The following is a 24,838-nucleotide window of genomic DNA, read 5'->3' as shown; positions in this document are numbered from 1 at the left end:
TCTCCTGGACGAGCGAATCGTCCGGCCAATCCGGCCCTCCCCGTCCGGAACCCTAGGGCCGGAAGTTCGGGACCGGTCCCCGGACGCCGCGAAGGCCACCGCCGAGACGGTGGCCTTCGTGGTGTTCAGCCCGGGATCAGGCGGTTTCGAACGGCTGGACGTTCGGCTGGAAGACCTGGCCGTTGGCCGGGACCTTCAGATCGATCAGGTAGTCGGCCGTCACCTTGTCCACCCCGAGCGAGTCGCCCAGGATGCAGTGCCCGAAGGCGTCGACCGAGAGCAGCCGGGCGTTGCCCAGCTCGTCGGCCATCCGCTTCGAGAACAGGTACTGGGTCGCCGGGTCGTAGAAGTTGCCGACGACCAGGACCGGGGTGTCGGTCTTGGCCTGCCACGGGCCGCGGTAGACGTCCGGCTTCTTCACCGGCCACACCGGGCAGCCCGCCACGTCCGAGAACGCCTGGTAGCGACCGAAAGTGGGCGATTCCTTCTCCCACTTCGCGGCGATCTCGGGGACCTTCTCCTGCTTGATCGTGATCTTCTTGTCCGAGCAGTTCACGGCGAAGTACGAGTCGTCGCCGGTGTACGGGCTGTCCGGGTTCGCGTCCGCGCGCCCGTTCGCCCCGGACCGCAGCACCTTCAGCTCGACGGCCTGAGCCGTCTGCGCCTGCGCCGCGGGCGGGTGGACGACGTTGTACAGCGCCTGCAGGTCGTCGGCCAGCGGCGGGAACGACGTCGGCGAGTACAGCACCCCGGCCACCGTGCTGGTGAACGCGTTGATGTCGTAGCTGCTCCCGTCCGGCAGCTTGACCGGCTGCTGCCGCAGGTGGTCGCGGATCTCGTCGAACTTCGCCCGCGGCGTGCCCGCGCTGAAGGAGCACTTCGGCCCGACCTGCGCGCACTTGCGCAGGAAGGCGTCCAGCGCGATCTCGAACCCGCGAGCGCGCTCGCGGTCGTACTGCACGCCGTCGCTGGTGCGCAGCGCCGGATCGACGTTGCCGTCGATGACGATCGCCCGGCTCTGCTTCGGGAACATCGACGTGTACGTCGACCCGATCAGGGTCCCGTACGAGAAGCCGACGAAGGTCAGCTTCTGGTCGCCGACGGCCGCCCGCATCTTGTCCAGGTCACGCACGACGTCCTTGGTGGACATGTGGTTCAGCAGCGCGCCCGCGTTGTTCTTGCAGAACTGGCCGTAGTCACGGTACGAGGCCAGCGTCCCGGAGATCTCCTGTCGCGACAGCGGCACGGGGATCTGCGCGGCGAAGACGTCGTCCGCGTCCTCCTGCGTGGTGAAGCATTTGAGCGGGTTGCTGGCGCCGACCCCGCGCGGGTCGAACCCGATCAGGTCGAACCGGTCCAGCACCTGCGGCTGGAAGTAGTTCGCCGCGCCGATCGGCATCCGGAACCCGGAGCCGCCGGGGCCGCCCGGGTTGAGGAACAGCGAACCGACCTTCTTGTCGGGCGTCTTCGCCGCCCGCTTCAGCATCGCGATGTCGATCGTGCCGAGCGCCGCGTTGTCGTGGTCGATCGGCACGCGATACCGCGAGCAGCTGTAGAACTTCACCTGATCGGCCGGAACACCGCGGAGCTGGTCCGCCGTGCAGGCACCCCAGTTCACCGGCGCCGTCGCGCCGACCTGGGCGGCGGGCGGCCCGGCCTCTTGGGCGGCGACCGCCGTCCCGGACGCCCCGGTCAGCGCGGCGCCGGCCACGAGTGCCCTACCAGTGCGAAACCGCGCACCGGCCTCCTTGTGGATCTCGGCAAAACGACTCCTCCCTCGGCTGGCGACGTGTCGGACCACGTCGCGCGATGCGCCGCCGACGTCACGGCGCGTAACACCCAAGGAGCCTCGCACAGGCCGGTAACCCAGTCACCGGCCGAAAGGATGGTACGAACCTATCGAGTGGTTGTCTTCAACTCGAAAATCGGTAACACACGGCAAGCGGCCTTCTCCTCCATGGAGTAACCGGGCCAGAACTCCAGCAGCCGTTTCCACATCGCCTCGTACTCGTCTCCGAGCAGTTCCCTGGCCCTGACCGGGATCTCCTCGCCCGCCAGCGCGACGACCGCGTCGGGATGCGAGCGCAGATTGTGCGTCCACGCCGGATCGTTCGGCCTCCCCCAATTGGAGCCGACGAGCACGAAACCTTCCTCGTGCGGGAAGTACAGAAGATTGGTACTGCGGGGCAGCCCGCTCTTCCGGCCGGTCGTGGTCAGCCGCAGGGAAGGGAGCCCGGCCAGCGCGACCAGGCTCACCTTCCCCTTGAACAGCCGGTGGAGTCTCTTGTCCACCCAGATGATCCCGCCCGCGAGCCCCATCAGCCACGGTTTGGTGCCGAGCACGCGGGCGAGCGAAGTGAGAGGGTTAGCCACGGACAGATCTTGCCAGGCTCACCCCGAACCGCGATTCCGAGTCCGTCCACCATTTCTCCACGGAGAAACCGGCTTCGGCCAGTTCCGCGGCGATTCCCTCCCGCCGGAACTTCGCGGAGATCTCGGTGCGCACGTATTCGCCCTCGGCGAACTTCACCTGAAGGTCGGCGCCCGGGATGTCGACGGTCAGTGGCTCACGCGCCCGCAAGCGCATTTCGATCCATTCGTTCTCTTCGTCCCAATACGAGACGTGGTCGAACGCGGCCGGGTCGAAGTTCGCGCCGAGGCCGTTGTTGATCACGTGGAGCACGTTGCGGTTGAACTCGGCGGTCACCCCGGCGGCGTCGTCGTAAGCACGCTCCAAGGTCTCCCGGTCCTTCACCAGGTCCGTCCCGAGAAGGAACCACTCCCCTTCGTCGAGCACCTCCCGGACCGAGCGCAGGAAGGTGGCGCGGTCGGCGGGGAGGAAGTTGCCGATCGTGCCGCCGAGGAAGACCACCATCCGCGGCCGGTCGCCAGGCAACAGGTCGAGGTGCTGGGTGAAGTCACCGACCACGCCTCGGACCTCGAGGGACGGGTAGTCGGCGGTGATGGCTTCCGCGGCCTCGGCAAGCGCCGTCTCGGAGACGTCGAGCGGGACGAACTCCTTCAACGTGCCGTGGCTCGTGAGCGCGTCGAGCAGGAGCCTCGTCTTCTCGCTCGACCCGGAACCGAGTTCGACGAGGGTGTGCGCGCCCGAGCTTTCGGCGATCTCGCCGCCGCGCGCGGCGAGCACCTCCCGTTCGCTCCGGGTCGGGTAGTACTCGGGAAGGGCGGTGATCTTTTCGAACAGCTCGCTGCCGCGCGCGTCGTAGAACCATTTGGGCGACAACCACTTCTGGTCCGCCTCCAGGCCGGCACGGACGTCCGCGCGCAGCTGCTCGGTGATATCCGATTCGCTGTGGTGTACGTCGAGGTCGAGTTCGGTCATCGTGCCTCAGGGCTCCGATCGGCTTCGAGGGGCAGGATCTCCACGCCGGCGCCGGTGACCCGGACGGCGTGGTGGTCGGGAACGGGAGTCCAGCCGGGATCGTCGTCGCACGGTTCCGACGCGACGAGCACACCGTCTCCGGTGTCCCGATAGGACAGGGAATGCGTCCACGCGGTACCGATGAGCGTCCGGCCGTCGGTCAGCAGGAGATTGAGCCGCGAACCCGGGCCCGCCTCCTCGACCACTCCGGTCAGCCAGGTGACGGCCGCGAGCGGGTCTTCGCCCGCCTCGAGCCGTTCACGCAGCAAAGCCCACAGCAGTACCGAATCCGTGGTCGCCTCCAGTGTCAGCAGCCGGGTGATCGGCAGCTTCGCGGCGAGCTCGGCCATCGAGTCCGGCCAGCCCCGCACCAGCCCGTTGTGGCTGAAGAGGTAACCGCCGCCGGTGAACGGCGCGTTCGCCGCCTCGACCACGGGCATCCCCGTCGTACCGTTGCGGACCGCCGCCAGGAAGGCGTGCGAGCGAACCGATCCGGCGAGGGCGGGCAGATCCCCGTCCGTCCACAAGGGAGCGGACCGGCGCAGCCGCAGCGGCTCGGGGCCTTCGGCGTACCAGCCGAGGCCGTATCCGTCCGCGTTGACCGAGCCGCCGCCCCGCATGTCACGAGGGGCGTACGACTGCACGAGCAGCGAATGAGGGGCGTGAAAGAGCGTCTCGGCGGGCGAGCGCGGCTCGCCGAGATACGCGACGTGACGGCACATGCCGCTCAGGCCACCTCGCTCGGCCGCGCGTCCCGGGCACAGCGGAACCCCGAGAAGATCTGCCGCCGGATCGGGTGATCCCAGTTGCGGAACGTGCCGCGGATGGCCGCCGCGTCCGTGCCGAACGAGCCACCGCGCAGGATCCGGTAGTCCCCGCCGAAGAACACCTCCGAGTACTCCTTGTACGGGAAGGCGGCGAATCCCGGATACGCCTCGAAACCGCTGCTGGTCCACTCCCAGACGTCACCGATCAGCTGGTGCACGCCCAGCGGCGACACACCCGCCGGGTACGCGCCGACCTCCGCGGGCCGCAGATGCCGCTGCCCGAGGTTGGCGTGGTCGGGGGTGGGTTCCTCGTCGCCCCAGGGGAATCGGCGCGACCGGCCGGTCGCCGGATCGAACCGGGCGGCCTTCTCCCATTCCGGCTCCGTCGGCAGGCGCCGCCCCGCCCAGGCCGCGTACGCCTCGGCCTCGTGGAAGGAAACGTGGACAACGGGTTCCGCGGCGGGCACCTTCTCGTAGACGCCGAACCGCGTCCGCCACCAGCCGTCCTGCTCCCGTTTCCAGAACCGCGGCGCGTCGATGCCGTGCTCGCTGCGGTACGCCCAGCCGCGCTCGCTCCACCACTTCGGGTCTTCGTAACCGCCGGAGTCGAGGAACTCGGCATACGCCCCACAGGTGACCGGCGTGGTGTCGATGAAGAACGCCTCCACCGCGACCTCGTGCGCCGGACGCTCGTTGTCCAGGGCCCACGGCTCGGCGGAGGTCCCCATGGTGAAGGCACCGCCGGGTACGAACACCTCCGCGGGCAGTGGCCCGGACCGCGACGGCGGCGGGGCGGGCGCGTGCAGCACCGGATCGCCCTTGCGCAGCTGATGGGTGGCCAGCATCGTCTCGTCGTGCTGCTGCTCGTGCTGGGTGATCATGCCGAAGGCGAAGGCGTCCTCGGTAAGCCGCCTGCCTTGCAGTGGAACGGTTTCCAGGATGTCGAAGGATTTCTCCCTGACTTCTCGGACGTACTTGCGAGCTTCTTCCGGGCCCAGCAGCGGCAACGCCGGGCGATCCGCGCGGGCGTGCTGGAACGCGTCGTAGATGTCGTCGATGTCGGGCCGGAGCGCCTCGCGGCCGCCGACGTCGCGCACCAGCCAGAGCTCCTCCTGGCTGCCGATGTGCGCGAGATCCCAGACCAGCGGCGACATCAGTTTCGAATGCTGGCGAACCAGGTCTTCGTCGTCGACGCTCGTCAGCGCGACACTGCGCTCACGGGCCCTGGTGAGCGCCTCGGCCGCGTGAGCCCGCAGGTCTTGCGGGCTCAGCGCGCGAAGCGGGTTGGTCTCGGTGCTTTCCACGCTCATGACTGGTGGCTCCTCGAACCCCTCACGAGGGATTGCACACCCTCGCTGATCTCGGTGATGGTCTCCGGCGGCAGACCGGTCGTGCCCAGTTCGGCACAACCGAGGTCCACCACCTTGCTCGCGACGTCGGCGATCGCCCGGTCCGCGAGGCCGAACCGGGCGGCGCACTCCCATCGGCCCATGACCGGTTCGCACAGTTCGAGCACCTTGTCCACTGTGGACGGGCGCGCGAGCAGTGCGGCCAGCAGGGCCACCGGGTGCAGCCACCTGGCGGCGGGCTGGGCGTCCAGGTAGCGGATCTCCAGATATCCCTGTGGACGGACCGGGGTGAAGAACGTCGTCAGGTGGTAGGCCAGGTCGTCCTCGGTCGGCCTGCCGAGCCCGGCGCCCTCGCCCCGGCCGTCGATCCAGTCGGCGAAGGTCAGGGAATCGGGTGCGTCCCAGCGGCCGTCCGGTCCGGGAAGGACCATCAGCGGGGTGTCCATGATCCTGCCCGCCCATTCCGCGGCCGGGTCCTTGCCCGGTTCCGCCGACCGGGTGCGGGCCTTTTCCGTTTCCATGACGGCGAGCCAGCGTGCGGACGCGTGGCCGGTGTCGCGTCCGGCGTGGATCCGGGAATTGGCGAAGGCGGCGAGCAGGGGCGGACCGAGCGCGTGGACGGCCGCCCAGCGGACCGGCAGATCGTGCGCCTCACCGGCGTCCACGCAGACCTGCAGGCCCGCGGTGCTGCACATCATCGTGGCGCCGCCCTCGCCCATCGGGGCGAAGCGGCGTTCCATCGCGGCGTAGCGCGGGGTGCCCAGCTTGCGGGCGGGGGCGCGATACCTGTCTATCCCGGTGTCCCCCAGGTACAGGCCTCGTGCGGCGAGAAGACTTTCGAGATGGGCCAGATCGGCCGAGACGACGGCGTCCAGGTGGCGCAGCGTGGTCTGGGGTTGAGCGGAGATCTCCACCTGGCAGCCGGGCTCGAGGCTCAGCGGTGAACCTGCCGGAAGCGGGAGGGCGGGGCTGTCGGGGCGCAGCGTCCGCGGCGTGTGCGGGCCGAGCGCTGCGGCGAGATCGTCGGGATCGAGGGGCCGGGCGGGTTCGTCGGCGTAGTGCACGGTGAATTCCAGCTCTACGCCGAGAAGTCTCGGCGGCCCGTGTTTGAAGCACACGGAAGCCACATACGCCTCACCTTCGGCGCGGTCCGAGAGGACCTTCGCCGTCGCGTTCGACGCGCTCCCGGACTTCTCGGGGAAATCATGAACAGTAGTCATCTTTCCGCCGTCCAGTCGGTTGTCCGATAACTGAGATGCCTTGACTTCGGACGCTACACGCGGGGTCCGACAAAATCAGTCCGGTTCTTGCCGGGCAGGATCGCCGGACCACGTTCCGGGACGGGACGATCAGGGCAAAGCGGGCTCCGTGCCCAGGCCCAGCGCGGCCGCCGCGTTCCGCACCGCCTCGATCACCAGCTGCAGCGCCGGGCGCCGCGACGAGGTCGTCCGGTAGGCGATCGAAACCGTCCGGAGCAACGGTGTGGTCAACGCGACGACGTCGATCCCCGGCGGCCGGAGCCCGAGCCCGAGGTCGGAAACGAGGGTCACCCCGAGCCCCGCCCTGACCATCGCCATCGCCGTGGACTGCTCCTCGACCTCGTGGTTGATCTTGGGTTCGAACCCGTGCCGGTGACACGCGGTGCGCACCGCGCGGCCGAAATGACTCTTCGGGCTGGCGAGGATCCAGGGATGTTCACCCAGTTCGAGTAAAGACGCGCTTCCGGCGGGCACCGCGCCGGCGGGTACGGCGGCGTGCAGCCGTTCGACCGCGATCACCGCGCGCTCCAGGCCCGCGTCCCACGGCATCGGCGCGTCGGAGTAGTCGAGGACGAACGACAGGTCCAGCTCGCCGTCGCGCACGGCGTCGGCGGTGTCCTCGGGAGCCAGCTCACGGGTCCGGACCTGGATGCCAGGATGCTCACCCGCGAGCGCGGCCAGAGCGTGCGGCAGCAGCCCCGATGCGACCGACGCCCACACTCCGGCCATGAGGCGCACCGAAACGGTCTCCTGCGCCTCTTCCAAGGCCAGTGTCGCCCGTTCGACCGACCCCAGGATCTCCTCGGCGTGTTCGGTGAGCAGCAACCCCAGTTCGGTCAGCTGCACCCGTCTGCCGAATCGTTCGAACAGCTTCGCGCCCACGTCCCGCTCCAGCTGAGCCAGCTGCTGCGATACCGCCGAAGCGGTGTAATGCAACGAAGCGGCGGCCGCCGTGACGGTGCCGCGCCTGCTCAGCTCGCGGAGCATCCGCAGGCGGTGCAACGAAAGCTCCATGGCCCCAACGTAATCGGGTGCGGTCGTGCACGCCGGGTGACGCGTTACACCAGTTTCTCTGCACATCATCGTTCAGATTCGGTAAATGGACGCGCGCGCCCGCCGGGGCGCACCCTCGGAAGTGGCGCAGGAACGACCCCGAATCCACGAAGGAGGTGGCCGCATGGCCGCGAGGAACGCCGAACCGCTGATGAGGCTCGTCTGGACCGACCCCGTCACCGGTGCCACCGGCTACCTCGTAGTGCACAGCCTGGTCTCCGGTATCGCGACCGGCGGGACCCGGATGCGCGCGGGCTGCACGATGACCGAGGTCGAAGACCTGGCGAGGGGGATGGCGAACAAGACCGCGACCTTCGGCCTGCCGGTCGGCGGGGCCAAGGGCGGTATCGACTTCGATCCGAAGGACGAGCGTGCTTTCGGTGTGCTGGAACGGTTCTGCTCGTTCCTGCGGCCGTGGATCGACAACCACTGGGTGACCGCCGAAGACCTCGGCGTGCCCCAGCACCTGATCGACGAGGTGTTCGCGAAGCTCGGGCTCGAGCAGTCATACCACGCAGCGATCCGGCGTTCGGCCGATCCGGCGCACACCCTTCGCCGTGTGCAGGCCGGGCTGAACACCCCGGTCCCCGGCGGGCTCCTGCTCGGCGACGTGATCGGCGGCTACGGCGTCGCACAGGCCTGCCTCGGTGTCGCCGACGCGTGGGAATGGGCCGCCGAGAAGACCACGGTCGCCATCCAGGGCATCGGCACCATGGGCGGCGGCGCGGCCTGGTACCTGCACGAAGCCGGGATGAAGGTCGTCGCGGTCGCCGACGCGGCCGGGACGCTGTACCGGCCCGAAGGTCTCGACATCCCGGCGCTGCTGGAACTGCGGGACTCCTACGGCGAGATCGACCGGAGCCGGCTCCCCGCCGACGTCCGGCTGCTCCCCCGCGACGAGATCGTGGCGACGGAGGCGGACATCCTCGTCCCGGCGGCGATCTCCTACGCGCTGCGCGCCGGGAACCAGGGCGTCGTCAAGGCGAAGGTCGTCATCGAAGCGGCCAACGCGGCGACCACGCCCGACGCCGAAGCGGGACTGGCGGCCCGTGGCATCCCGGTGATCCCGGACTTCGTCGCGAACGCCGGCGCGGCCGCGTGGGCGTGGTGGCTCTTGCTCGGCGAGGTCGGCGCCGATCCCGCCGATTCGTTCCTGCGCCTGCGGACCGAGATGCGGGCGAAGGTGGCGCTGCTGCTGAGTTCGTGGAACCTCGACCGGATCGCACCCCGCATCACCGGGCTCCGGCTCGCCGAAACCACCCGTTCGGACGCCACCGCTCCCGAGACCGCCCCCGCGTTGGTCATCCCCTGAGATTGCGCGTGAAGGCCTCCTTCCCTCGGCTGAGCCGAGGGAAGGAGGCCTTCACGCGCGATCCGTGGCTCAGGAAGCGAAGCGGTCCGTCGCGCCGATGAGGACCTCGCGCATCGGCTCGTCCTGGGTGCTGTGGCCGACCTCGTCGATGACCACCAGTTCGCTGCCGGGCCAAGCGTGCGCCAGTTCCCACGGCGTGCCGATGAGGTTGCCCAGGTCGAGACTTCCTTCGGCGAGCACAGCCGGGATATGGGCCAGTTTCCCGGCGTCCCGCAGGACCACGCCTTCGTCCAAAAAGGACCCCTGGCTCCAGTAGTGCGTGACCAGCCTGGCGAAGGCGAGCCGGAACTCCGGGCTCTCGAAGCTCTTGTATGGCGGCGAGGTCGGGATGATCGCGTCCTCCCAGGCGCACCAGTCGGCCGCCGCCTTCCCGTGCACCGCCGGATCGGGGTCCATCAGCAACTTGAGGTAGGCCGCCGCCAGGTCACCGTCGCGATCCTCTTCGGGTACGCCGTCGCGGAACTTCGCCCACGCCTCGGGGAAGACGCCGCCGAGGCCGCGGGTGAGCAGATCGGTCTCGCTCCGGCGTCCGGTCGCCAAGCCCATCAAGACCATCTCCGTGACGCGGTCTGGATGACGCTCGGCGTAGACCAGCGCGAGCACCGAGCCCCAGGAACCGCCGAAGAGCAGCCACTTCTCGATGCCCAGATGCTCACGAAGGCGCTCCATGTCGGAGATCAGGTGGTCGGTGGTGTTGGCGGAAAGATCGGCTTCAGGCTCCCCCGCGTGCGGGGTGCTCCGGCCGCAGCCTCGCTGGTCGAACAGCACGACGCGGTACTTGGCCGGGTCGAAGTACCGGCGCAGGCCGGTGCTGCAGCCGCTCCCGGGGCCGCCGTGCAGGGTGACGGCGGGTTTGCCGTCGGGATTCCCGCAGACCTCCCAGTACACGAGGTGCCCGTCGCCGACGTCGAGCATCCCGTGGTCGTACGGTTCGATTTCCGGATACAGCCGTGTCACGTTCTCGTCCTCCCAGACCCCGCCAGAAATACAACAGCGCTGTCACAATAGCGGGATCCGGTCCGAGTGTCTGTTCCGGCGCGAGTCATTCGTGGACAAGGTGAGCGGCCGCCACGAGAGCGCCGCCACGAAGCCCCAGGGGATGAGATGTCGAACGCCCGCCGCATGTACGACCTGGTCGAGCCCATCGGTCTGGTGCCCTACTTCGCCGACGAGTCGGACGAGGCCTTGATCGCGCTCGGCCTGCGCGGCCCGTGGGACGCCTACTTCGCCGGCCGCGCCGCGCCGTTCGGCCGGTCGGTGCCCGCCGAGGTGATCCACGCGATCTTCTACAACTTCGCCCCCGGCGAGGTGGCCCGGCACATCCCGAAGATCTGGGAGCTGACCACACCCGAGGCGGCGCTGGCCGCCCGCGAACGAGGATGCGTCGCGGGGATGCGGCGGATCCTCGGCGGACTCGCCGACACCTCCGGAGTCACCCGCGCAGGCGACCTCCTGCTGAAAGCCGCGACCAGCGCGCCGGTCGAGGGACGCGCCCTCTACGCCGCCCTCCGCACTGTCCCGGTCCCGCAGGAGCCCGTGGCCAGGCTGTGGCACGCCGCCACTCTCCTGCGTGAACACCGCGGCGACGGCCACACCGTCGCTTTGCTGGTCGAAGGCATCGGTGGCACGGAGTCCCATGTGCTCCACGCCCTGTCCGTCGGCACCCCCGCGAACGAGTTCGGCCGGGTCTGGCACCTCCCCGCCGCCCAGCTGACCGCGGTCGTCGACGGTATGCGCGACCGCGGTCTCATCGGGACGGACGGCTGGCTCACCCCGGCTGGGCGCGCCACGAAGGAACGCGTCGAGGCCATGACCAACAGGCTCGCGGAGACGCCGTACAACGCCCTGAGCGCCCAAGAACTCGAGCGTGTCGTCGCCGACCTCGAACCGATCTCGGCCGCGCTCAGGGCGGTGTTTCCGTGGTGACGGCCTAGCCGGCCAAGGTGCTGGAGACGTGCTTGAGCGCGTCTGCCAGCTCCGCCGGGCCGGCCGGTCCGATGTGGACCACGGCGTCGTTGCCATGGCCGGTCGTGTAGCTCAGGTACCGGCCCCAGTCCGTATCGGCGAAATGAAGCGGATCCTCGGCGGCCACATGCCTGCCGACCTCGTCCCGCTTGCCGACGTAGAGCTCGCCGCTCCCCTCGACCGGCCGCTGCACGAGGCTGACGATGTCCGCGATCACCGGCGGCAGCGAATGCGTGTCCGGGCCGCGGCGAGCCGCTTCTTCGAGCTCGTACGCGCGGACCGTGCGCAGCCTTCCGCCGCCCGCGGGGACGGGCGGCAGCTGCTCGATCAGCGTTTCGGGCAGCCGTCGCCGATCGATCTCCTGCAGCCCGACCCAGTCGCCCGACGCCACCGCCAGGACCGCCTGCAGCCCCAGCGAAGCGGCGAGGACGCCGTAGGTCTGGCCGCCGGTGTTCACCCAGCCGTAGTACTCGATGGCCGGTTTCGTGAGCACCGGAAGCCAGTCCAGGAAGTCGACCGACGCGCGGCCGCTCGAATCCAGCAGCCCGGCCTGTGCCAGCGCCGCTTCAACGCGCTTGTCCGCCTCCGCGCGGGCCGTCCTGGACAGCCAGCGCGGTTCGGGACGCAGCGTGATGTGCAGTTCGCCGACGCGTTCGCGTTCGGCGAGCACCGCCAAGGCTTCGACCGGGACGTCCACCCGGCCTGTTCTCACGGTCATCCGTTACTCGCCGATGACCGGCGGACTGGTCCGCTGGTCGGTGCCGAAGATCGCGTCCGGGTCGGCCTCGATCAGGTAGTCGGGACGCTGGTGCTCGTCGTCCTCGTCGCCGTCGGCACGTCGGCCGCCGGCGCCCATCGGACCCATCTGCCCGCCGCCACGACCGCCCGCTCCGCGACCACCGGCCAGGTGGTCGGCGCCACCGATGCCGCCGAGACCGCCCATGCCGGAGCCCCTGCCCGAGCCGAGACCGCCGGAACCGGGAGCGCCCGCCCGGCCGCCGGTGCCGCCCTCGCCACCGAGCAGCCTGCCCGCGGCGCTGTTGGACGGGGGCACGTTGCGACCGCCGGTGCTTCCCGGCGGATTCTGGCCGGGACCGTTCGGGTTGTAGTTCTGGCCGGGGCCGTTCGGCAGGCCGATGACGTTGTCCGAGTCGCCGCCGGGTCCCCGTCCGGGGATCCTGCCCGGGATTTCGGTCGTCGGCCCGGGCCTGCCCTTGCCACCGCCGGTCGGGCGTGTGGTGTCGTCGCCGTCGCCCGGCTTGCGCGTCGTGGGAGGCGGGATGGTGGGGTCGGGCCGGTCCCTCGGGATCACCGGGCGGTCGTCGTTGGGGCCCGGTTTGGTCGGGGTGCGATCGTCGCCGCCCGGCCTGTTCTGATTCGGGTTGGTGCCGTTGTCGTCCGTGCCGCTGGTGTCGGTGCCGTCGTTGTCGTCCCCGCCGCCGTTCCTGATCGGCTTGACCGGGATGACCGGCGGGTGGACCGGGGGCGTACCGCCGGGGGTCTTGACGCTGACGTCCGCGCCGTCGCTCTTCAACACGCCGTAATCGGTCGGCAGGCTGGAACTCGTGCTGCTGGTGACCGAGTCGTACTGGTCCATCACGCGGACGTTGTTCTGGTTCGCCGCCTCGTGTTTCGCGACGCCCTCTTGGTAGTTCTTGATGTCGTTGTTGACCATGAACGGCCCGGCGATCGGGATCGCGCCCTTCAGGCCGGTGGTCCAGGGGTTGGGCTTGTCCGGCTTCGGCGGCACCGGGACGACCGTCTGCCCGGAGTCGTCGAAGCTGTCGGCCTGCGTCGTCACCGAATCCCTGGTCTGGAACAGCGGCTCCGCGGTCTCCTTGAAGGCCTGCTCCAGCGGGCCCGCACCGGCGTTCGCCGCGTCGGCGGCGGAACCGGTCCAGGACGCCGTCATCCGCGTCTGCAGGGACTTGATGGCCATGCCGCGCTCGACGTAGGCGTCCGAGAGTTCGGCGATGCGATCGGCCGCCGAACGCAGGTTGCGGGTGTCGCCCTGGGTGAAGTTCTCGAAGATCTGTTTGCCGTCCACTCTCATGCCCCCTTGAGTGTCTTGATCATGGCCGACACGGCCTTCTGCGCGTTCCCACAGGAATCCTGTTCGTTGTCGTAGCCCTCGGCCTGGGCGCTGATCGCCAGGTCGTCGGCGACGCCGACCGACAGATCACAATTGCCGCGCGCTCGCCGGTCCTGCAGTCCGTAGTACACGGTCGGATAACCGTCGACCTCGGGACCGGGCTCGAGGAACTTCAGCTGCCCGGCGTCCTTGGCCTTCTGCAATCCGGCAAGCCCGCCCATACCCTTTTCGCGGTTGCCGCTGCCGAGGATGATCTGCAGGCTGTCGGCCTTGCCACGACTCTTCCAGCTGCAAGCGGGATTGCTGGTGTCGCTCTTCGGCTCGCCGGGCTCGGTGAACCCCAGTTCCGCGGCCGTGGCGGCCGGGAGCAGTTTGCACGGGTCGCCGACGAAGGCCGAGGCATCCAGCGGATTCGCCACCTTCGGGACGTTCGGATCCTCCGGCGCGGCCGACGAAGCCGACGACGGCGACGTTCCCGGAGTGGGCGTAGCTGTACCAGGGGTCTCCCCCGTGCACCCTGCGACCGCGACGGAAACGAGCACGAGCGCCGCCACCGCGGCGCGATTCCTCAACACGTTCGGCATCCTCAGGTCGTGCGCAGGGTGTTGGCCTGGTCGGTCGCCATCGTCTTCGTGCGAGCCATCTCGAGTTTCTCGATGTAGCCCTCGATATAGGCCTTCATCGAGTCGTTCTGGTCCTGCAGGGAGATCAAGGACGTGATTCCGGAATCGACATAGCTCGAGCTGGCTTCGTCTTTCCCCGGCGGCATCAGGTCCTCCGCGATCCGGCGGATCTTGTCGCCGTCCTCGACAACCTTCTTCAGCTCGTCCTGCCACAGCCCGATGACGGTCTTCAGCTCTTCGGGGCTCATCTCGAACCCGCCGCCACCGCCGCCCCCACCGCCGTAAACGGTCGGTTCCTTCGGCGTGGTGAGGTCACCCCAGACGGCCTTGATCGCGCTCGCGGCATCGCCGATGATGTTCAACCCGCACCTTCCCCTCAGCACTCACACACGGTGATGGACAAAGAGTAGCCAAGCGGCGGACGGCGTGTCAGCCGATCCGGCCGAGTGGTCGGACGTGTCTCGGAGCCGTCCGGTTCCCGGTCGGGCGGATCATCCCGCGAACTGGTCACAGTACGTACGTACGGATTGCATTGACCGGGTTCCCGGTGACAGGATCCCAGGATGCCACGGGTCAGCCAGGATCACCTCGACGCACGCCGGCGCCAGATCCTCGACGGCTCCCGCGTGTGTTTCGCACGCCACGGCTACGAGGGTGCCACCGTCCGGCGGCTGGAAGAAGCCACCGGACTGTCCCGCGGTGCGATCTTCCACCATTTCCGCGACAAGGAGTCCCTCTTCCTGGCCTTGGCCGAGGACGACGCGGTGCGCATGGCCGACATCGTCGCCGAGCAGGGTCTCGTCCAGGTGATGCGCGAGCTGCTGACGAACCGCAGCGAACACCCCGCCGACTGGCTCGGCACGCGGCTGGAGGTCTCCCGGCGGCTGCGCACCGACCCCGAGTTCCGGGCCCGCTGGGCCGAGCGGTCCCACCAGCTGACCGCCGCGACCCGCCGCCGCCTGGAGCGCCAGCGCGACGCCGGGATCCTGCGTGACGACGTCGACGTCGACGTCCTGACCGCATACCTCGAACTCGTTCTCGAAGGTCTCGTCTCCCACCTCGCGATGGGCCAGCCCGGAGACGATCTCGGCCCCGTTCTCGACCTGGTCGAGGAGAGCGTGCGGCGGCACCGTGCCCACGCGGCCGGGGGAACACGTTAAGATTGTCCCATCGCCGCAGTACAGCGGCGGTGTCAGTTGATTCCGATCGAGGAGTGACTCTTTTCGTGCGCGACGCGCAGTCACCTGGTGACAGTATCGAGCCGGGTGGCACACCCGGCTGTTCCGCGGCTCTTCCCGCCGACCCCGCCGGCAGGAAATGATGGAAATCCTGCTCGCCGTTCTCGGCATTCTCCTGTTCCTCCTGCTGACCGTCGGCACCGGCCTCGCCGTCGCCGCCGAGTTCTCCCTCACCGCGCTCGAGCGCAGCACGGTGGACGCGAACGTCCGCCAGGTCGGCGACAAACGCGCGCACACCGTGCAGAAGGCGCACCGCACGCTCTCGTTCCAGCTCTCCGGCGCGCAGGTGGCGATCACCATCACCACCCTGATCACCGGTTACCTCGCGGAACCGGTGATCGGTGATCTGCTGCACCCGCTGTTCACCGCCGTCGGGTTCTCCGAAGGCGTGGCGAACGGCGTCTCGCTGGCGGTCGCGCTGATCTTGGCCACGTCGCTGTCGATGATCCTTGGCGAGATGATGCCGAAGAACCTCGCGATCGCCCGGCCGCTGCAGACCGCGCGTGCCGTCGCGGGGTACCACTCGCGGTTCTCGTCGCTGTTCCGCTGGCTCATCACCCTGATGAACAACAGCGCCAACTTCCTCGTCCGCAAGTTCGGCGTGGAGCCGCAGGAAGAACTGCGGTCGGCCCGGTCGCCGCAGGAACTCGGGTCGATCGTGCGCTCCAGCGCGGAAAGCGGCACGCTCGACACGTCGACGGCCGAACTGCTGGACAAGTCGCTGCGCTTCGGCGAGCGGACGGCCGACGAGCTGATGACGCCGCGCGTCCAGCTCGAATCGCTGACCGTGGACGACACGATCTCCGACCTCATCGAGATCTCGCGCCGCACCGGCTTCTCGCGTTTCCCGGTCTACACCGAGGATCTCGACGACGTGCAGGGCGCGGTGCACATCAAGCAGGCGTTCACCGTCCCGGCCGCCCAGCGCGCCACGATACGGATCGGTTCGGTCATGCGGCCGATCCCGACGGTGCCCGAATCGCTGCCGGGAGACTCGCTGCTCAACCGGCTGCGTGATTCCCGCTTCCAGCTCGCGATCGTCGTCGACGAGTACGGCGGCACCGCGGGCCTGGTGACCCTGGAGGACGTGGTCGAGGAGATCATCGGCGACGTCCGCGACGAGCACGACGACCGTGAAGCGCCGTCCTCCCAGCAGGTCGGCGCCGACAACTGGCTCGTGTCCGGACAGCTTCGCGCCGACGAGGTCACCGACGAGACCGGGTTCCGGATGCCCGACGGCGACTACGAGACCATCGCCGGGCTGATCCTCGAACGGCTCGGCCGGATCCCCTCCCCCGGCGACGCCACCGAACTCGACGCCTGGCGGCTCACGGTGACCAAAATGGACCGTCTCCGCATCGCCGAGGTCGAAGTCCGCCGGGTCAGCGAAACCTCGACCTCCGCCGAGCAGGAGCCCGCCCGATGAGCGACTGGTTCAACATCTTCCTCGTCGTGGTCCTGTTGCTGGCCAACGCGTTCTTCGTCGGTGCCGAGTTCGCGCTGATCTCGTCGCGGCGTGACCGGCTGGAAGCCTTGCTGGAGCAGGGGAAGACCCGCGCCAGGATCGTGATCAACGCGAGCAGGAACGTCTCGCTGATGCTCGCGGGCGCGCAGCTCGGCATCACCATCTGCTCGCTGCTGCTGGGACGGCTCGGCGAGCCCGCCGTCGCGCACCGGCTTGCCGGGTTCTTCGAGTTGTTCGGGATCCCCGAGGTGCTGCTGCACCCGATCTCGTTCGCGATCGCGCTGGCGTTCATCACCATCCTGCACGTCCTCATCGGCGAGATGGTGCCGAAGAACCTCGCGATCGCCGAGCCGGAGCGGCTGGCGCTGTGGCTGGTGCCGGTGCACGTGGCCTGGGTGAAGGTCGCCAACCCGTTCATCTGGCTGCTGAACTTCGTGGCGAACTCGCTGCTGCGGGTGTTCAAGGTCGAGCCGAAGGACGAGCTGGAGACTGCCTACACGTCCGACGAACTCGCCGAACTGCTCAGCGAGTCGCGCCGCGAGGGCCTGCTGGAGCATTCCGAGCACCAGCGTCTGAGCAAGACGCTGTCCTCGGTGGAGAAGACGGTCGCGGACGTGCTGGTCCCGACGGCCCAGCTGACCACACTGCCCTGCTCGCCCACGCTGGGCGACGTCGAACGGGCGGTGTCCTCGACCGGGTTCTCCCGCTTCCCGGTGTGCACCGACGACGGGACGCTGACCGGCTACATCCACGTCAAGGACATCCTCGACCTCGTGGGCGAGGACCCGACCACCGTGGTGCCGTCGGACAAGACGCGGGCGCTCACCGAACTGCACGCCGACGCCCGGCTGGACGAGGCGCTGTCGGCGATGCGCAAGGAAGGCAGTCACCTGGCGCGGGCGCTGAGCCCGGCCGGGACCGCGGTCGGCGTCGTCGCGCTGGAGGACCTCGTCGAGGAATACGTGGGAACTGTCCGCGACGGTACCCACGTCATGTCATGACCGGCCTGATCGTCCTTCCCGAGTCCGTGTGGCGGGCTCGGGAGGACGACCACGTCACGCGGATGCGGCGCTGGACGACACCGCACCAGCGCCGCCGCTCGCGGGGCGAGAAGCATCCGGTGCTCGACTTCCTCTTCAGCTACTACTCGCACCGGCCAGGACATCTGGAGCGCTGGCAGCCGGGTCCGGGTGTCGTGCTCGAAGGCGCGTCCGCGCGCCGGTTCCTGGAGCGGAAGGGCTACCTGGAGACTCCGGACGGCGTCATGCTGGATCCGGCGGGCTTCACCGAGGGCCGGGCCAAGACCGCGCAATTCGTTCTCCGGCTGCTTTCCGCGACCGCGTCCCGCTCGCCGAGACTCAGTTGTTTCGGGCTTCACGAATGGGCAATGGTTTACCGGGAATCGGCGAATGAGGTTCGCCACTCACAGCTTCCGCTCCGGCTCGGCTCGGCCGGGACCGACGGCGTCGTCGAGTCGCTGGAGATCCGATGCGGACATTTCGACGCGTTTCGGTTCTTCACCGAGCCCGCCCGGCCGCTCAACACCCTGCGGCCGGCGCGGGAGGACCAGGTCGACTTCGAGCAGCCGGGCTGCCTGCACGCCAACATGGACCTGTTCAAGTGGGCGTACAAACTCGATCCGTTCGTCCCGGCCGAGCTGGTCGGGGACTGCTTCGAGCTGGCCGCGGACATCCGTGAGCTGGACATGCGGGCCAGCCCGTACGATCTGGCGTCATTCGGATACTCGCCCGTGCGGATCGAGACCCCGGAAGGCCGTGCCGAGTACGCCCGCGCGCAGGCCGCGTTCGCCCGGCGGGCGGCGCCGCTGCGTGAGCACCTGATAGCGCATTGCCAACGGCTCCTGGCCGAGTTAAGGAAAGTTCCCGCGACACGCGGAAAACAACTGTGAGTCGTCGCATTCCCCGTAACATCCTCCCCTGTTAGAGTGATAACGGTTTGATTGCATACGCAGCGCGAGCGCGCACGTTTCGAAAGGACAACGATGGGGCGACACAGCGCGGTCGAGGAGCCGGTGCCGCATCCCCTCGACCCGCCGAAGCGGCCTCAGGGTCGCGGTGAGGCGACCGGTTCGCACCGGATCGTCGGGAAGAAGGCCCCGCGGCGGCGGATCGCCAAATGGCCCATCGCCTGCCTGGTCCTCGTGGTCCTGGTCGCGATCGGCGTGCTGGGCTGGAACTGGGCGGACGGCGAGCTCAACACCCGTGCCGAAGCCCAGGCCAAGGCGTGCAGCGCCGGCGACACCCCGATGCGGGTCATCGTCACCCCCAGCATCGAGAAGCCGGTCCGTGCGGCGGCCGAGCGGTGGAACAACGCCGCGACCGTGGTCCGCGACCACTGCGTGATCATCCAGATCGACGCGCTGTCCTCCGCTTCGGTGCTCGACGGCCTCGTCGGGCGGACCAACCTCGACTCCATCGGCGGCCTGCCCGCCGCCTGGATCCCCGAGTCCTCCTACTGGGTGACCGAGCTGAACACCGCCAAGCCCGAGCTGGTCGGTTCGCCCGCCCAGTCGGTCGCGACGGCGCGTTCGGCCGACTACCCGCTCGTCGGGCTCGCCGGCAAGAACATCGACGAGGTCCAGATGCGCGCCGCGCAGACGTTCCGCCAGTACCTCCAGCAGCCCGCCCAGCAGGCCGACTTCGCGGCCGCGGGTATCAAGGCCACCTGAGGCCCCGAACCACGGGAAAGGCCCCTTCGCCGCTCGGGAAGGGGCCTTTCCCGTATCTCCGCCTCGTGAGTGTTGGACGGTTAGAACCAAGGGTGTCTTGGACTTCTGCTGAACTCGACCTTCACACCTTCCCAAGTACATGAAGGCCCCCTTCACTGCGTCTAGCGCAGTGAAGGGGGCCTTCATGTACTTGGGACGCCAGTATCAGCGGGCCAAGTCCTCGTGAGCGGCGAGAGCGGTTAACACCAACCGTGTCCGACGGTTTGGCGTGATCCGACGGACGACACACGTGACGGAATGGACGACACGCGTGCCCAGACGGACGACTCGCGTGATGTCCCTCCAGACACTCGTGTCGTCCGTCGGATCACGCGTGTCGTCCATCTGATCACGCGAGACTCCCGATTCGGTCCCGGCCTCGTGAGTGTTGAGGACAGTAAGAGCCGTCCTCAACACTCACGAGGAGAAGGTGTCCGGGTCCGGGCCGGTGCGCGTCCCGTCGTCGAACTCGGCGAGCGCGGCGAGATCGTCTTCGGCGAGTTCGAAGTCGAAGACGTCGAAGTTCTCGCGGATCCGGGACGGGGTCACGGATTTCGGGATCGCGACCGTGCCGAGTTGCAGATGCCAGCGCAGCACGAGTTGCGCGGGGCTCTTGCCGTATTTGGCGGCGAGGGCGGTCAGCGTCGCGTCCGAGAGCAAAGATCCCTGCGCCAGCGGGCTCCACGCCTCGGTGACGATGCCGTGCTCGGCGTGGAACTCCCGCAACGCCTTCTGCTGAAGCCGGGGATGCAGTTCGACCTGGTTGACCGCGGGCACGATCCCCGTCTCGTCGAAGAGCCGCCGCAGATGCGGGACGTGGAAGTTCGACACCCCGATCGCGCGCACCCGGCCGTCCGCGTAGAGCTTTTCCAGCGCACGCCAGGTTTCGACGTACTTCCCGCGGGCGGGCATCGGCCAGTGGATCAGGTAGAGGTCGACGTGGTCCAGCCCGAGCTCCGCGAGGCTCGCGTCGAACGCCCGCAGCGCCTCGTCGTAACCGTGGCCCGGATTCGGCAGCTTCGTGGTGACGAACAGTTCGTCGCGGGGGACGTCCGATGAGCGGATCGCCTCGCCGACACCGGCTTCGTTCCGGTACGACGCGGCGGTGTCGATGCTGCGGTACCCGGCCTCGATGGCGGTCCGGACGACCTTGGCCGTATCGCCCGCGGGCACCTGCCAGACGCCGAAACCGAGTTGTGGGATGGCTACCTCGTTGTTCAGGACGACGGAAGGCACGGCCATGGAAGGGAAATCCTCACTGGGTTCGGCGGCAGGGCTTCTTGCCCCGCATCATTCCACCCCGCGCGCGGCATACGCGCGCAAATACTCCGCCGTGTCCGCGTCCGCCGGGAAGAACGACTCGATCACCAGCTCGGCGACCGTGACGTCCAGCGGTGTGCCGAAGGTCGAGACCGTACTGAAGAACGTGAGTTCGGCGTCTTCGTGCCGCAGTCTCAGCGGGACGAAGATGTCACCCGGTCCGGGGACCTCCACCTCGGGGACGGGATCCGCGCACGGATAGGCGCGCAGTTCCTCCAGCAGTTCGGTCAGCATCGGGTCGGCGGTCTGGATCACCTGACGCCGCAGCCTGCCGAGCAGATGGGCCCGCCACTCCCCCAGATTCAGCACATGCGGCGCCATCCCGTCCGGATGCAGTGTCACCCGCAGGACGTTGACCGGCGCCGTCATCAAGGCGGGTGAGACCAGGTCGGTCATCAGCGAGATGCTCGCGTTGGCGTCGACCAGGTTCCACCAGCGGTCGACGACGGCGGCCGGGTACGGCTCGTGGCCGGTCATCAGCTGGCGCACCGCCTTGCGGACCGCTTGCAGCTCCGGGGCGGCCAGACCGGTTTCGGCGTACGCGGGCGCGTATCCCGCCGCCAGCAGCAGCTGATTGCGTTCCCGCAAGGGCACCTCCAGATGTTCGCCGAGCCGCAGCACCATCTCGCGGCTGGGCTTGGACCGGCCGGTTTCGACGAAGCTCAGGTGCCGGGTGGAGATGTCCGCCGAGATGGCGAGGTCCAGCTGGCTGATCCGGCGGCGGTCACGCCATTCACGAAGGAGTTCGCCGACGGGGCGGCCCGCGCTCACTGTGGTCGTCACGATCACGAACCTACGGCCCCGCCCGCGGAGCCGCCATTACCTCCCGCGTAATCGACGGGACCCGCTCCCGGCCGACAGAGTTGCGGCATCGGTTACCCCACAACAGAACGAGGAGACACCATGTCGGACATCCAGCGCGTCGCCGAGCAGTACATCGCCGTGTGGAACGAGACCGACGCGGACAAGCGCCGCGCCCTGATCGCCGAAGTCTTCACCGAGGACACCGCCTACACCGACCCGCTCGGCGCCGTGACCGGCCACGACGGTGTCGACGGCTTCATCGCCGGCGCGCAGGCCCAGTTCGCGGGCTTGAAGTTCAGCCTGCCCGCGGCGCCCGACGCGCACCACGACATCGCACGGTTCCAGTGGTACCTCGGCCCGGAAGGCGCCGTGGAGCCGCTGGCGATCGGTTTCGACGTCATCACCGTCGAGGACGGCCGGATCAAGCAGGTGCTGGGCTTTCTCGACAAGATGCCCGGCTGACGATCAGGCGAAGGCCTCCGGCGGCGGACAGGAGCAGACGAGGTTGCGGTCCCCCGCGGCCCCGTCGATCCGCCGCACCGGGGGCCAGATCTTCGACGCGGTGAAGCCGGCCGGGAAGACCGCGATCTCCCTGCTGTACGGGCGATCCCACTCGCCCGCGAGACAGCGCGCGGTGTGCGGCGCGTTCCGCAGCGGGCTTCCCTCCAGCGGCCACTCCCCCGCGGCGACCTTCTCGATCTCGTCGCGGATCGCGATCATCGCGTCGCAGAACCGGTCGAGTTCACCGAGATCCTCGCTCTCGGTGGGCTCGACCATGAGCGTTCCCGCGACCGGGAAGGACATCGTCGGCGCGTGGAGCCCGTAGTCGGCCAGCCGCTTGGCGACGTCGTCGACGGTGACGCCGGTCCGTTTGGTGAGCGCGCGGAGATCGAGGATGCATTCGTGCGCGACGAGGCCGTCGTGCCCGGAGTACAGCACCGGGTAGTGCGCGGCGAGACGTTTGGCGACGTAGTTGGCGTGCGCGACCGCGGTCAGCGTCGCCCGCTTCAAGCCTTCGGCGCCCATCATCCGGACGTAGGCCCAGGAGATCGGGAGGATCGACGCGCTCCCCCACGGCGCGGCGCTGATCGGCCCCACCCCGGTGGCCGGGCCCGCGTCCGGCTGCAGCGGGTGGTTCGGCAGGTACGGCGCTAGATGCGCGCGGACGCCGATCGGGCCGATGCCCGGTCCGCCGCCGCCGTGCGGGATGCAGAAGGTCTTGTGCAGGTTGAGATGCGAGACGTCGGCGCCGAATTTCCCGTACTGCGCCACCCCGATCAGCGCGTTCAGGTTCGCGCCGTCGACGTACACCTGGCCGCCCGCGTCGTGCACCAGCGCGCAGACCTCGCGGACGGTGTCCTCGTACACGCCGTGCGTGGAGGGATAGGTGATCATGATCGCGGCGAGGTCGTCCGCGTGCTCGTCCACAGTGGACTTGAGATGACCCAGGTCGATGTTGCCCTCGTCGTCGCATTTCACGACGACCACCCGCATCCCGGCCATGACCGCGCTGGCGGCGTTCGTCCCGTGCGCGCTGGAAGGGATCAGGCAGACGTCACGCGCGGCGTTCCCGCGTTCGCGGTGGTACGCGCGGATGGCCAGCAGCCCGGCGAACTCGCCCTGGCTTCCGGCGTTCGGCTGCAGGGAGACCGCGTCGTAGCCGGTGATACCGGCGAGCCAGCGCTCCAGGTCCTTCACGACGGTGAGCAGGCCGGCCGCGTCCTCGGCGGGTGCGAACGGATGCAGACCGGCGAACTCGGGCCAGGTGATCGGCTCCATCTCGGCCGTGGCGTTGAGCTTCATCGTGCAGGAGCCCAGCGGGATCATGCTCCGGTCGAGCGCGACGTCCTTGTCGGACAACGCCCTCAGGTACCGGAGCAGCGCCGTTTCCGAGCGGTGCGCGTGGAAGACGGGATGGGTCAGGTAGTCGCTGGTGCGGCGCAGATCCGGCGGGAAGCCGTCCGCGGTGTCCGCGTCGAGCGAGTCCACATCGGACACCGCGACGCCGAACGCCTTCCACACCAGGGAAAGATGCTCACGGGTGGTCGTCTCGTCGCAGGCGACGGCGACGTGGTCGGAGTCCACGAGCCTCAGGTTGACCCCGAGTTCCCGCGCCGTGCCGACGATCCCCGCCGCGCGGCCCGGGACGGAAACCGTGACGGTGTCGAAGAATTCGCAGTGCACGACGTCGACACCGCTTTCGGCGAGGCCCGCCGCGAGCACCGTGGCCATCCGGTGCGCGCGGTTCGCGATGGCGCGCAGCCCTTCGGGACCGTGGTACACCGCGTACATCGACGCGATGACCGCTAAGAGCACCTGGGCGGTACAGATGTTGCTCGTCGCCTTTTCGCGGCGGATGTGCTGCTCACGGGTCTGCAGCGCGAGCCGGTACGCGGAGGCGCCGTCGGCGTCCTTCGACACCCCGACCAGCCGTCCGGGCAGCTGCCGTTCGAGCCCCTGCCGGACGGCGAGGTACGCCGCGTGCGGTCCGCCGAAGCCCATCGGGACCCCGAACCGCTGCGTCGACCCGATGGCGACGTCGGCGCCGAGTTCACCGGGCGACCGCAGCAGGGTCAGCGCGAGCGGATCCGCGGCCATCACCACGGCGGCGCCGAGCGCCTTGACCTCGGCGATCGTGTGGTCCCATTCGCGGACGACCCCCGAGGCGCCCGGATACGACAGCAGGACCCCGAAGAAGTCGCCGCCGAGCCCGAGCCCGGTGATGCCCTGGGACAGGTCCGCGGTCACCAGGTCGATGCCGAGCGGTTCGGCACGGGTGCGCAGCACCTCGATCGTCTGGGGAAGGGTGTCCTCGTCGACCACGAACCGGCTCGATTTCGCCTTGCCCGCCCGGCGGACCAGTGTCATCGCCTCGGCCGCGGCGGTCGCCTCGTCCAGCATGGACGCGTTCGCGATCGGCAGCCCGGTCAGGTCGGCGACCATGGTCTGGAAGTTGAGCAGCGCTTCGAGGCGGCCTTGCGAGATCTCCGGCTGATACGGCGTGTACGCGGTGTACCAGGCCGGGCTCTCCAGCACGTTGCGGCGGATCACCGGCGGGGTCACGGTGTCGTGGTAGCCGAGGCCGATCATCTGGACCATCGGCCGGTTGCGCGCGGCCAGTGCGCGGAGCTCGGCGAGCGCGCCGGTCTCGGTGGCGGGTGGCGGCAGATCCGGCGGCGTCGCGGACTCCCGCAGCGACGCGGGGACGGCCCGCTCGGCGAGCTCTTCGAGGGAGGCGACGCCGACGACGTCCAGGATGCGCGCGAGCTCTTCGGCGCCGGGACCGATGTGCCGGTCCGCGAAGGGGGTTCCGGATTCGAGAGCGGCCAGTGAAACAGGCTCCATCGGGGACCTCCCAAGACGCGGGGGTGGGGCCGGGACGGATTGTCCTGGCCCTCCCCACTCTGTCCGTACCCCCGAG

At 69.0% G+C, this 24,838-nt stretch carries 22 protein-coding genes and 1 pseudogene; 8 read left to right on the top strand and 15 right to left on the bottom strand.

Annotated features, from left to right (window positions below; all coding sequences use genetic code 11):
• Positions 1 to 136: 136 nt before the first annotated feature.
• The 7 genes and pseudogenes from AB8M46_RS18555 to AB8M46_RS18525 form a co-directional block, all read right to left on the bottom strand.
• Positions 137 to 1,740: pseudogene (locus AB8M46_RS18555) on the bottom strand (alpha/beta hydrolase).
• 156 nt (positions 1,741 to 1,896) lie between these two features.
• Positions 1,897 to 2,319, bottom strand: a complete 423-nt coding sequence (locus tag AB8M46_RS18550; RefSeq protein ID WP_378428920.1) for a nitroreductase family deazaflavin-dependent oxidoreductase — start codon at positions 2,317 to 2,319, stop codon at positions 1,897 to 1,899.
• 46 nt (positions 2,320 to 2,365) lie between these two features.
• Positions 2,366 to 3,343 (bottom strand): L-histidine N(alpha)-methyltransferase, encoded by a 978-nt coding sequence (gene egtD, locus AB8M46_RS18545; RefSeq protein ID WP_394360945.1) that lies wholly within the window; start codon positions 3,341 to 3,343, stop codon positions 2,366 to 2,368.
• Positions 3,340 to 4,104: an ergothioneine biosynthesis protein EgtC gene (gene egtC, locus AB8M46_RS18540; RefSeq protein ID WP_125734196.1), complete on the bottom strand. Its 765-nt coding sequence runs from the start codon at positions 4,102 to 4,104 to the stop codon at positions 3,340 to 3,342. Before egtC ends, egtD begins: the two co-directional genes overlap by 4 nt.
• Positions 4,105 to 4,109: 5 nt before the next feature.
• On the bottom strand, positions 4,110 to 5,459 hold the full coding sequence (gene egtB / locus AB8M46_RS18535; RefSeq protein ID WP_125693690.1) for an ergothioneine biosynthesis protein EgtB: 1,350 nt from the start codon (positions 5,457 to 5,459) through the stop codon (positions 4,110 to 4,112).
• Positions 5,456 to 6,718, bottom strand: a complete 1,263-nt coding sequence (locus tag AB8M46_RS18530; RefSeq protein ID WP_037337355.1) for a glutamate-cysteine ligase family protein — start codon at positions 6,716 to 6,718, stop codon at positions 5,456 to 5,458. The genes egtB and AB8M46_RS18530 overlap by 4 nt, the downstream gene beginning before the upstream one ends.
• 129 nt (positions 6,719 to 6,847) lie before the next feature.
• Entirely contained in the window at positions 6,848 to 7,771 is a 924-nt protein-coding gene (locus AB8M46_RS18525) for a LysR family transcriptional regulator (protein WP_037337353.1), read from the bottom strand.
• Between the two features lie 163 nt (positions 7,772 to 7,934).
• Here AB8M46_RS18525 and AB8M46_RS18520 point away from each other — a divergent pair, with 163 nt between their 5' ends.
• Positions 7,935 to 9,122: a Glu/Leu/Phe/Val dehydrogenase gene (locus AB8M46_RS18520; protein ID WP_394360944.1), complete on the top strand. Its 1,188-nt coding sequence runs from the start codon at positions 7,935 to 7,937 to the stop codon at positions 9,120 to 9,122.
• 69 nt (positions 9,123 to 9,191) lie between these two features.
• Here the strand turns inward: AB8M46_RS18520 and pip are convergent, their stop codons facing one another.
• The gene (gene pip, locus AB8M46_RS18515; RefSeq protein ID WP_394360943.1) at positions 9,192 to 10,139 is read right to left on the bottom strand and encodes a prolyl aminopeptidase; all 948 of its coding nucleotides are present in this window, start codon (positions 10,137 to 10,139) and stop codon (positions 9,192 to 9,194) included.
• Positions 10,140 to 10,304: 165 nt separating this feature from the next.
• On the opposite strand from pip, the gene AB8M46_RS18510 reads away from it, so the two are divergent.
• Positions 10,305 to 11,108 carry a MarR family transcriptional regulator gene (locus AB8M46_RS18510; RefSeq protein WP_394361722.1) on the top strand — a complete coding sequence of 268 codons (804 nt, stop codon included), beginning with the start codon at positions 10,305 to 10,307 and terminating at the stop codon, positions 11,106 to 11,108.
• A gap of 4 nt (positions 11,109 to 11,112) precedes the next feature.
• Here the strand turns inward: AB8M46_RS18510 and AB8M46_RS18505 are convergent, their stop codons facing one another.
• The 4 genes from AB8M46_RS18505 to AB8M46_RS18490 are packed head-to-tail and all read right to left on the bottom strand — an operon-like array spanning position 11,113 to position 14,245.
• Positions 11,113 to 11,844, bottom strand: a complete 732-nt coding sequence (locus AB8M46_RS18505; RefSeq protein WP_350592088.1) for an ESX secretion-associated protein EspG — start codon at positions 11,842 to 11,844, stop codon at positions 11,113 to 11,115.
• 24 nt (positions 11,845 to 11,868) lie between these two features.
• Complete coding sequence (locus AB8M46_RS18500; RefSeq protein WP_394360942.1) at positions 11,869 to 13,200, bottom strand: hypothetical protein; 1,332 nt, start codon at positions 13,198 to 13,200, stop codon at positions 11,869 to 11,871.
• Complete coding sequence (locus tag AB8M46_RS18495; RefSeq protein ID WP_394360941.1) at positions 13,197 to 13,823, bottom strand: DUF3558 domain-containing protein; 627 nt, start codon at positions 13,821 to 13,823, stop codon at positions 13,197 to 13,199. The genes AB8M46_RS18500 and AB8M46_RS18495 overlap by 4 nt, the downstream gene beginning before the upstream one ends.
• 2 nt (positions 13,824 to 13,825) lie before the next feature.
• Positions 13,826 to 14,245 carry a hypothetical protein gene (locus AB8M46_RS18490; protein ID WP_394360940.1) on the bottom strand — a complete coding sequence of 140 codons (420 nt, stop codon included), beginning with the start codon at positions 14,243 to 14,245 and terminating at the stop codon, positions 13,826 to 13,828.
• A gap of 180 nt (positions 14,246 to 14,425) precedes the next feature.
• Between AB8M46_RS18490 and AB8M46_RS18485 the strand changes: the two genes are divergently transcribed.
• The 5 genes from AB8M46_RS18485 to AB8M46_RS18465 all read left to right on the top strand — a co-directional run bounded on the left by AB8M46_RS18485 (position 14,426) and on the right by AB8M46_RS18465 (position 19,254).
• The gene (locus tag AB8M46_RS18485) at positions 14,426 to 15,022 is read left to right on the top strand and encodes a TetR/AcrR family transcriptional regulator (protein ID WP_037337340.1); all 597 of its coding nucleotides are present in this window, start codon (positions 14,426 to 14,428) and stop codon (positions 15,020 to 15,022) included.
• A gap of 157 nt (positions 15,023 to 15,179) precedes the next feature.
• Entirely contained in the window at positions 15,180 to 16,526 is a 1,347-nt protein-coding gene (locus tag AB8M46_RS18480) for a hemolysin family protein (protein WP_394360939.1), read from the top strand.
• Positions 16,523 to 17,566, top strand: a complete 1,044-nt coding sequence (locus AB8M46_RS18475) for a hemolysin family protein (RefSeq protein WP_037337336.1) — start codon at positions 16,523 to 16,525, stop codon at positions 17,564 to 17,566. The genes AB8M46_RS18480 and AB8M46_RS18475 overlap by 4 nt, the downstream gene beginning before the upstream one ends.
• The gene (locus tag AB8M46_RS18470; RefSeq protein WP_394360938.1) at positions 17,563 to 18,474 is read left to right on the top strand and encodes a 3-methyladenine DNA glycosylase; all 912 of its coding nucleotides are present in this window, start codon (positions 17,563 to 17,565) and stop codon (positions 18,472 to 18,474) included. The genes AB8M46_RS18475 and AB8M46_RS18470 overlap by 4 nt, the downstream gene beginning before the upstream one ends.
• Before the next feature lie 93 nt (positions 18,475 to 18,567).
• Positions 18,568 to 19,254 (top strand): hypothetical protein, encoded by a 687-nt coding sequence (locus AB8M46_RS18465; RefSeq protein ID WP_037337331.1) that lies wholly within the window; start codon positions 18,568 to 18,570, stop codon positions 19,252 to 19,254.
• Between the two features lie 456 nt (positions 19,255 to 19,710).
• On the opposite strand, the gene AB8M46_RS18460 is transcribed toward AB8M46_RS18465, so the two are convergent.
• The gene (locus AB8M46_RS18460) at positions 19,711 to 20,535 is read right to left on the bottom strand and encodes an aldo/keto reductase (RefSeq protein WP_394360937.1); all 825 of its coding nucleotides are present in this window, start codon (positions 20,533 to 20,535) and stop codon (positions 19,711 to 19,713) included.
• Between the two features lie 48 nt (positions 20,536 to 20,583).
• Positions 20,584 to 21,402 carry a helix-turn-helix domain-containing protein gene (locus AB8M46_RS18455; protein ID WP_394360936.1) on the bottom strand — a complete coding sequence of 273 codons (819 nt, stop codon included), beginning with the start codon at positions 21,400 to 21,402 and terminating at the stop codon, positions 20,584 to 20,586.
• A 114-nt stretch (positions 21,403 to 21,516) separates the two neighbouring features.
• On the opposite strand from AB8M46_RS18455, the gene AB8M46_RS18450 reads away from it, so the two are divergent.
• Positions 21,517 to 21,879 carry a nuclear transport factor 2 family protein gene (locus AB8M46_RS18450; RefSeq protein WP_394360935.1) on the top strand — a complete coding sequence of 121 codons (363 nt, stop codon included), beginning with the start codon at positions 21,517 to 21,519 and terminating at the stop codon, positions 21,877 to 21,879.
• 3 nt (positions 21,880 to 21,882) lie between these two features.
• On the opposite strand, the gene gcvP is transcribed toward AB8M46_RS18450, so the two are convergent.
• Positions 21,883 to 24,762 (bottom strand): aminomethyl-transferring glycine dehydrogenase, encoded by a 2,880-nt coding sequence (gene gcvP / locus AB8M46_RS18445; RefSeq protein WP_394360934.1) that lies wholly within the window; start codon positions 24,760 to 24,762, stop codon positions 21,883 to 21,885.
• Between the last annotated feature and the right edge of the window lie 76 nt (positions 24,763 to 24,838).

The sequence above is a fragment of the Amycolatopsis sp. SB7-3 genome, from assembly GCF_041021335.1.
In the GTDB taxonomy this organism is placed as follows: domain Bacteria; phylum Actinomycetota; class Actinomycetes; order Mycobacteriales; family Pseudonocardiaceae; genus Amycolatopsis; species Amycolatopsis japonica.
The sequence above is the reverse complement of the archived record's forward strand: the minus strand, read 5'-3'. Positions and strand labels throughout refer to the sequence as shown.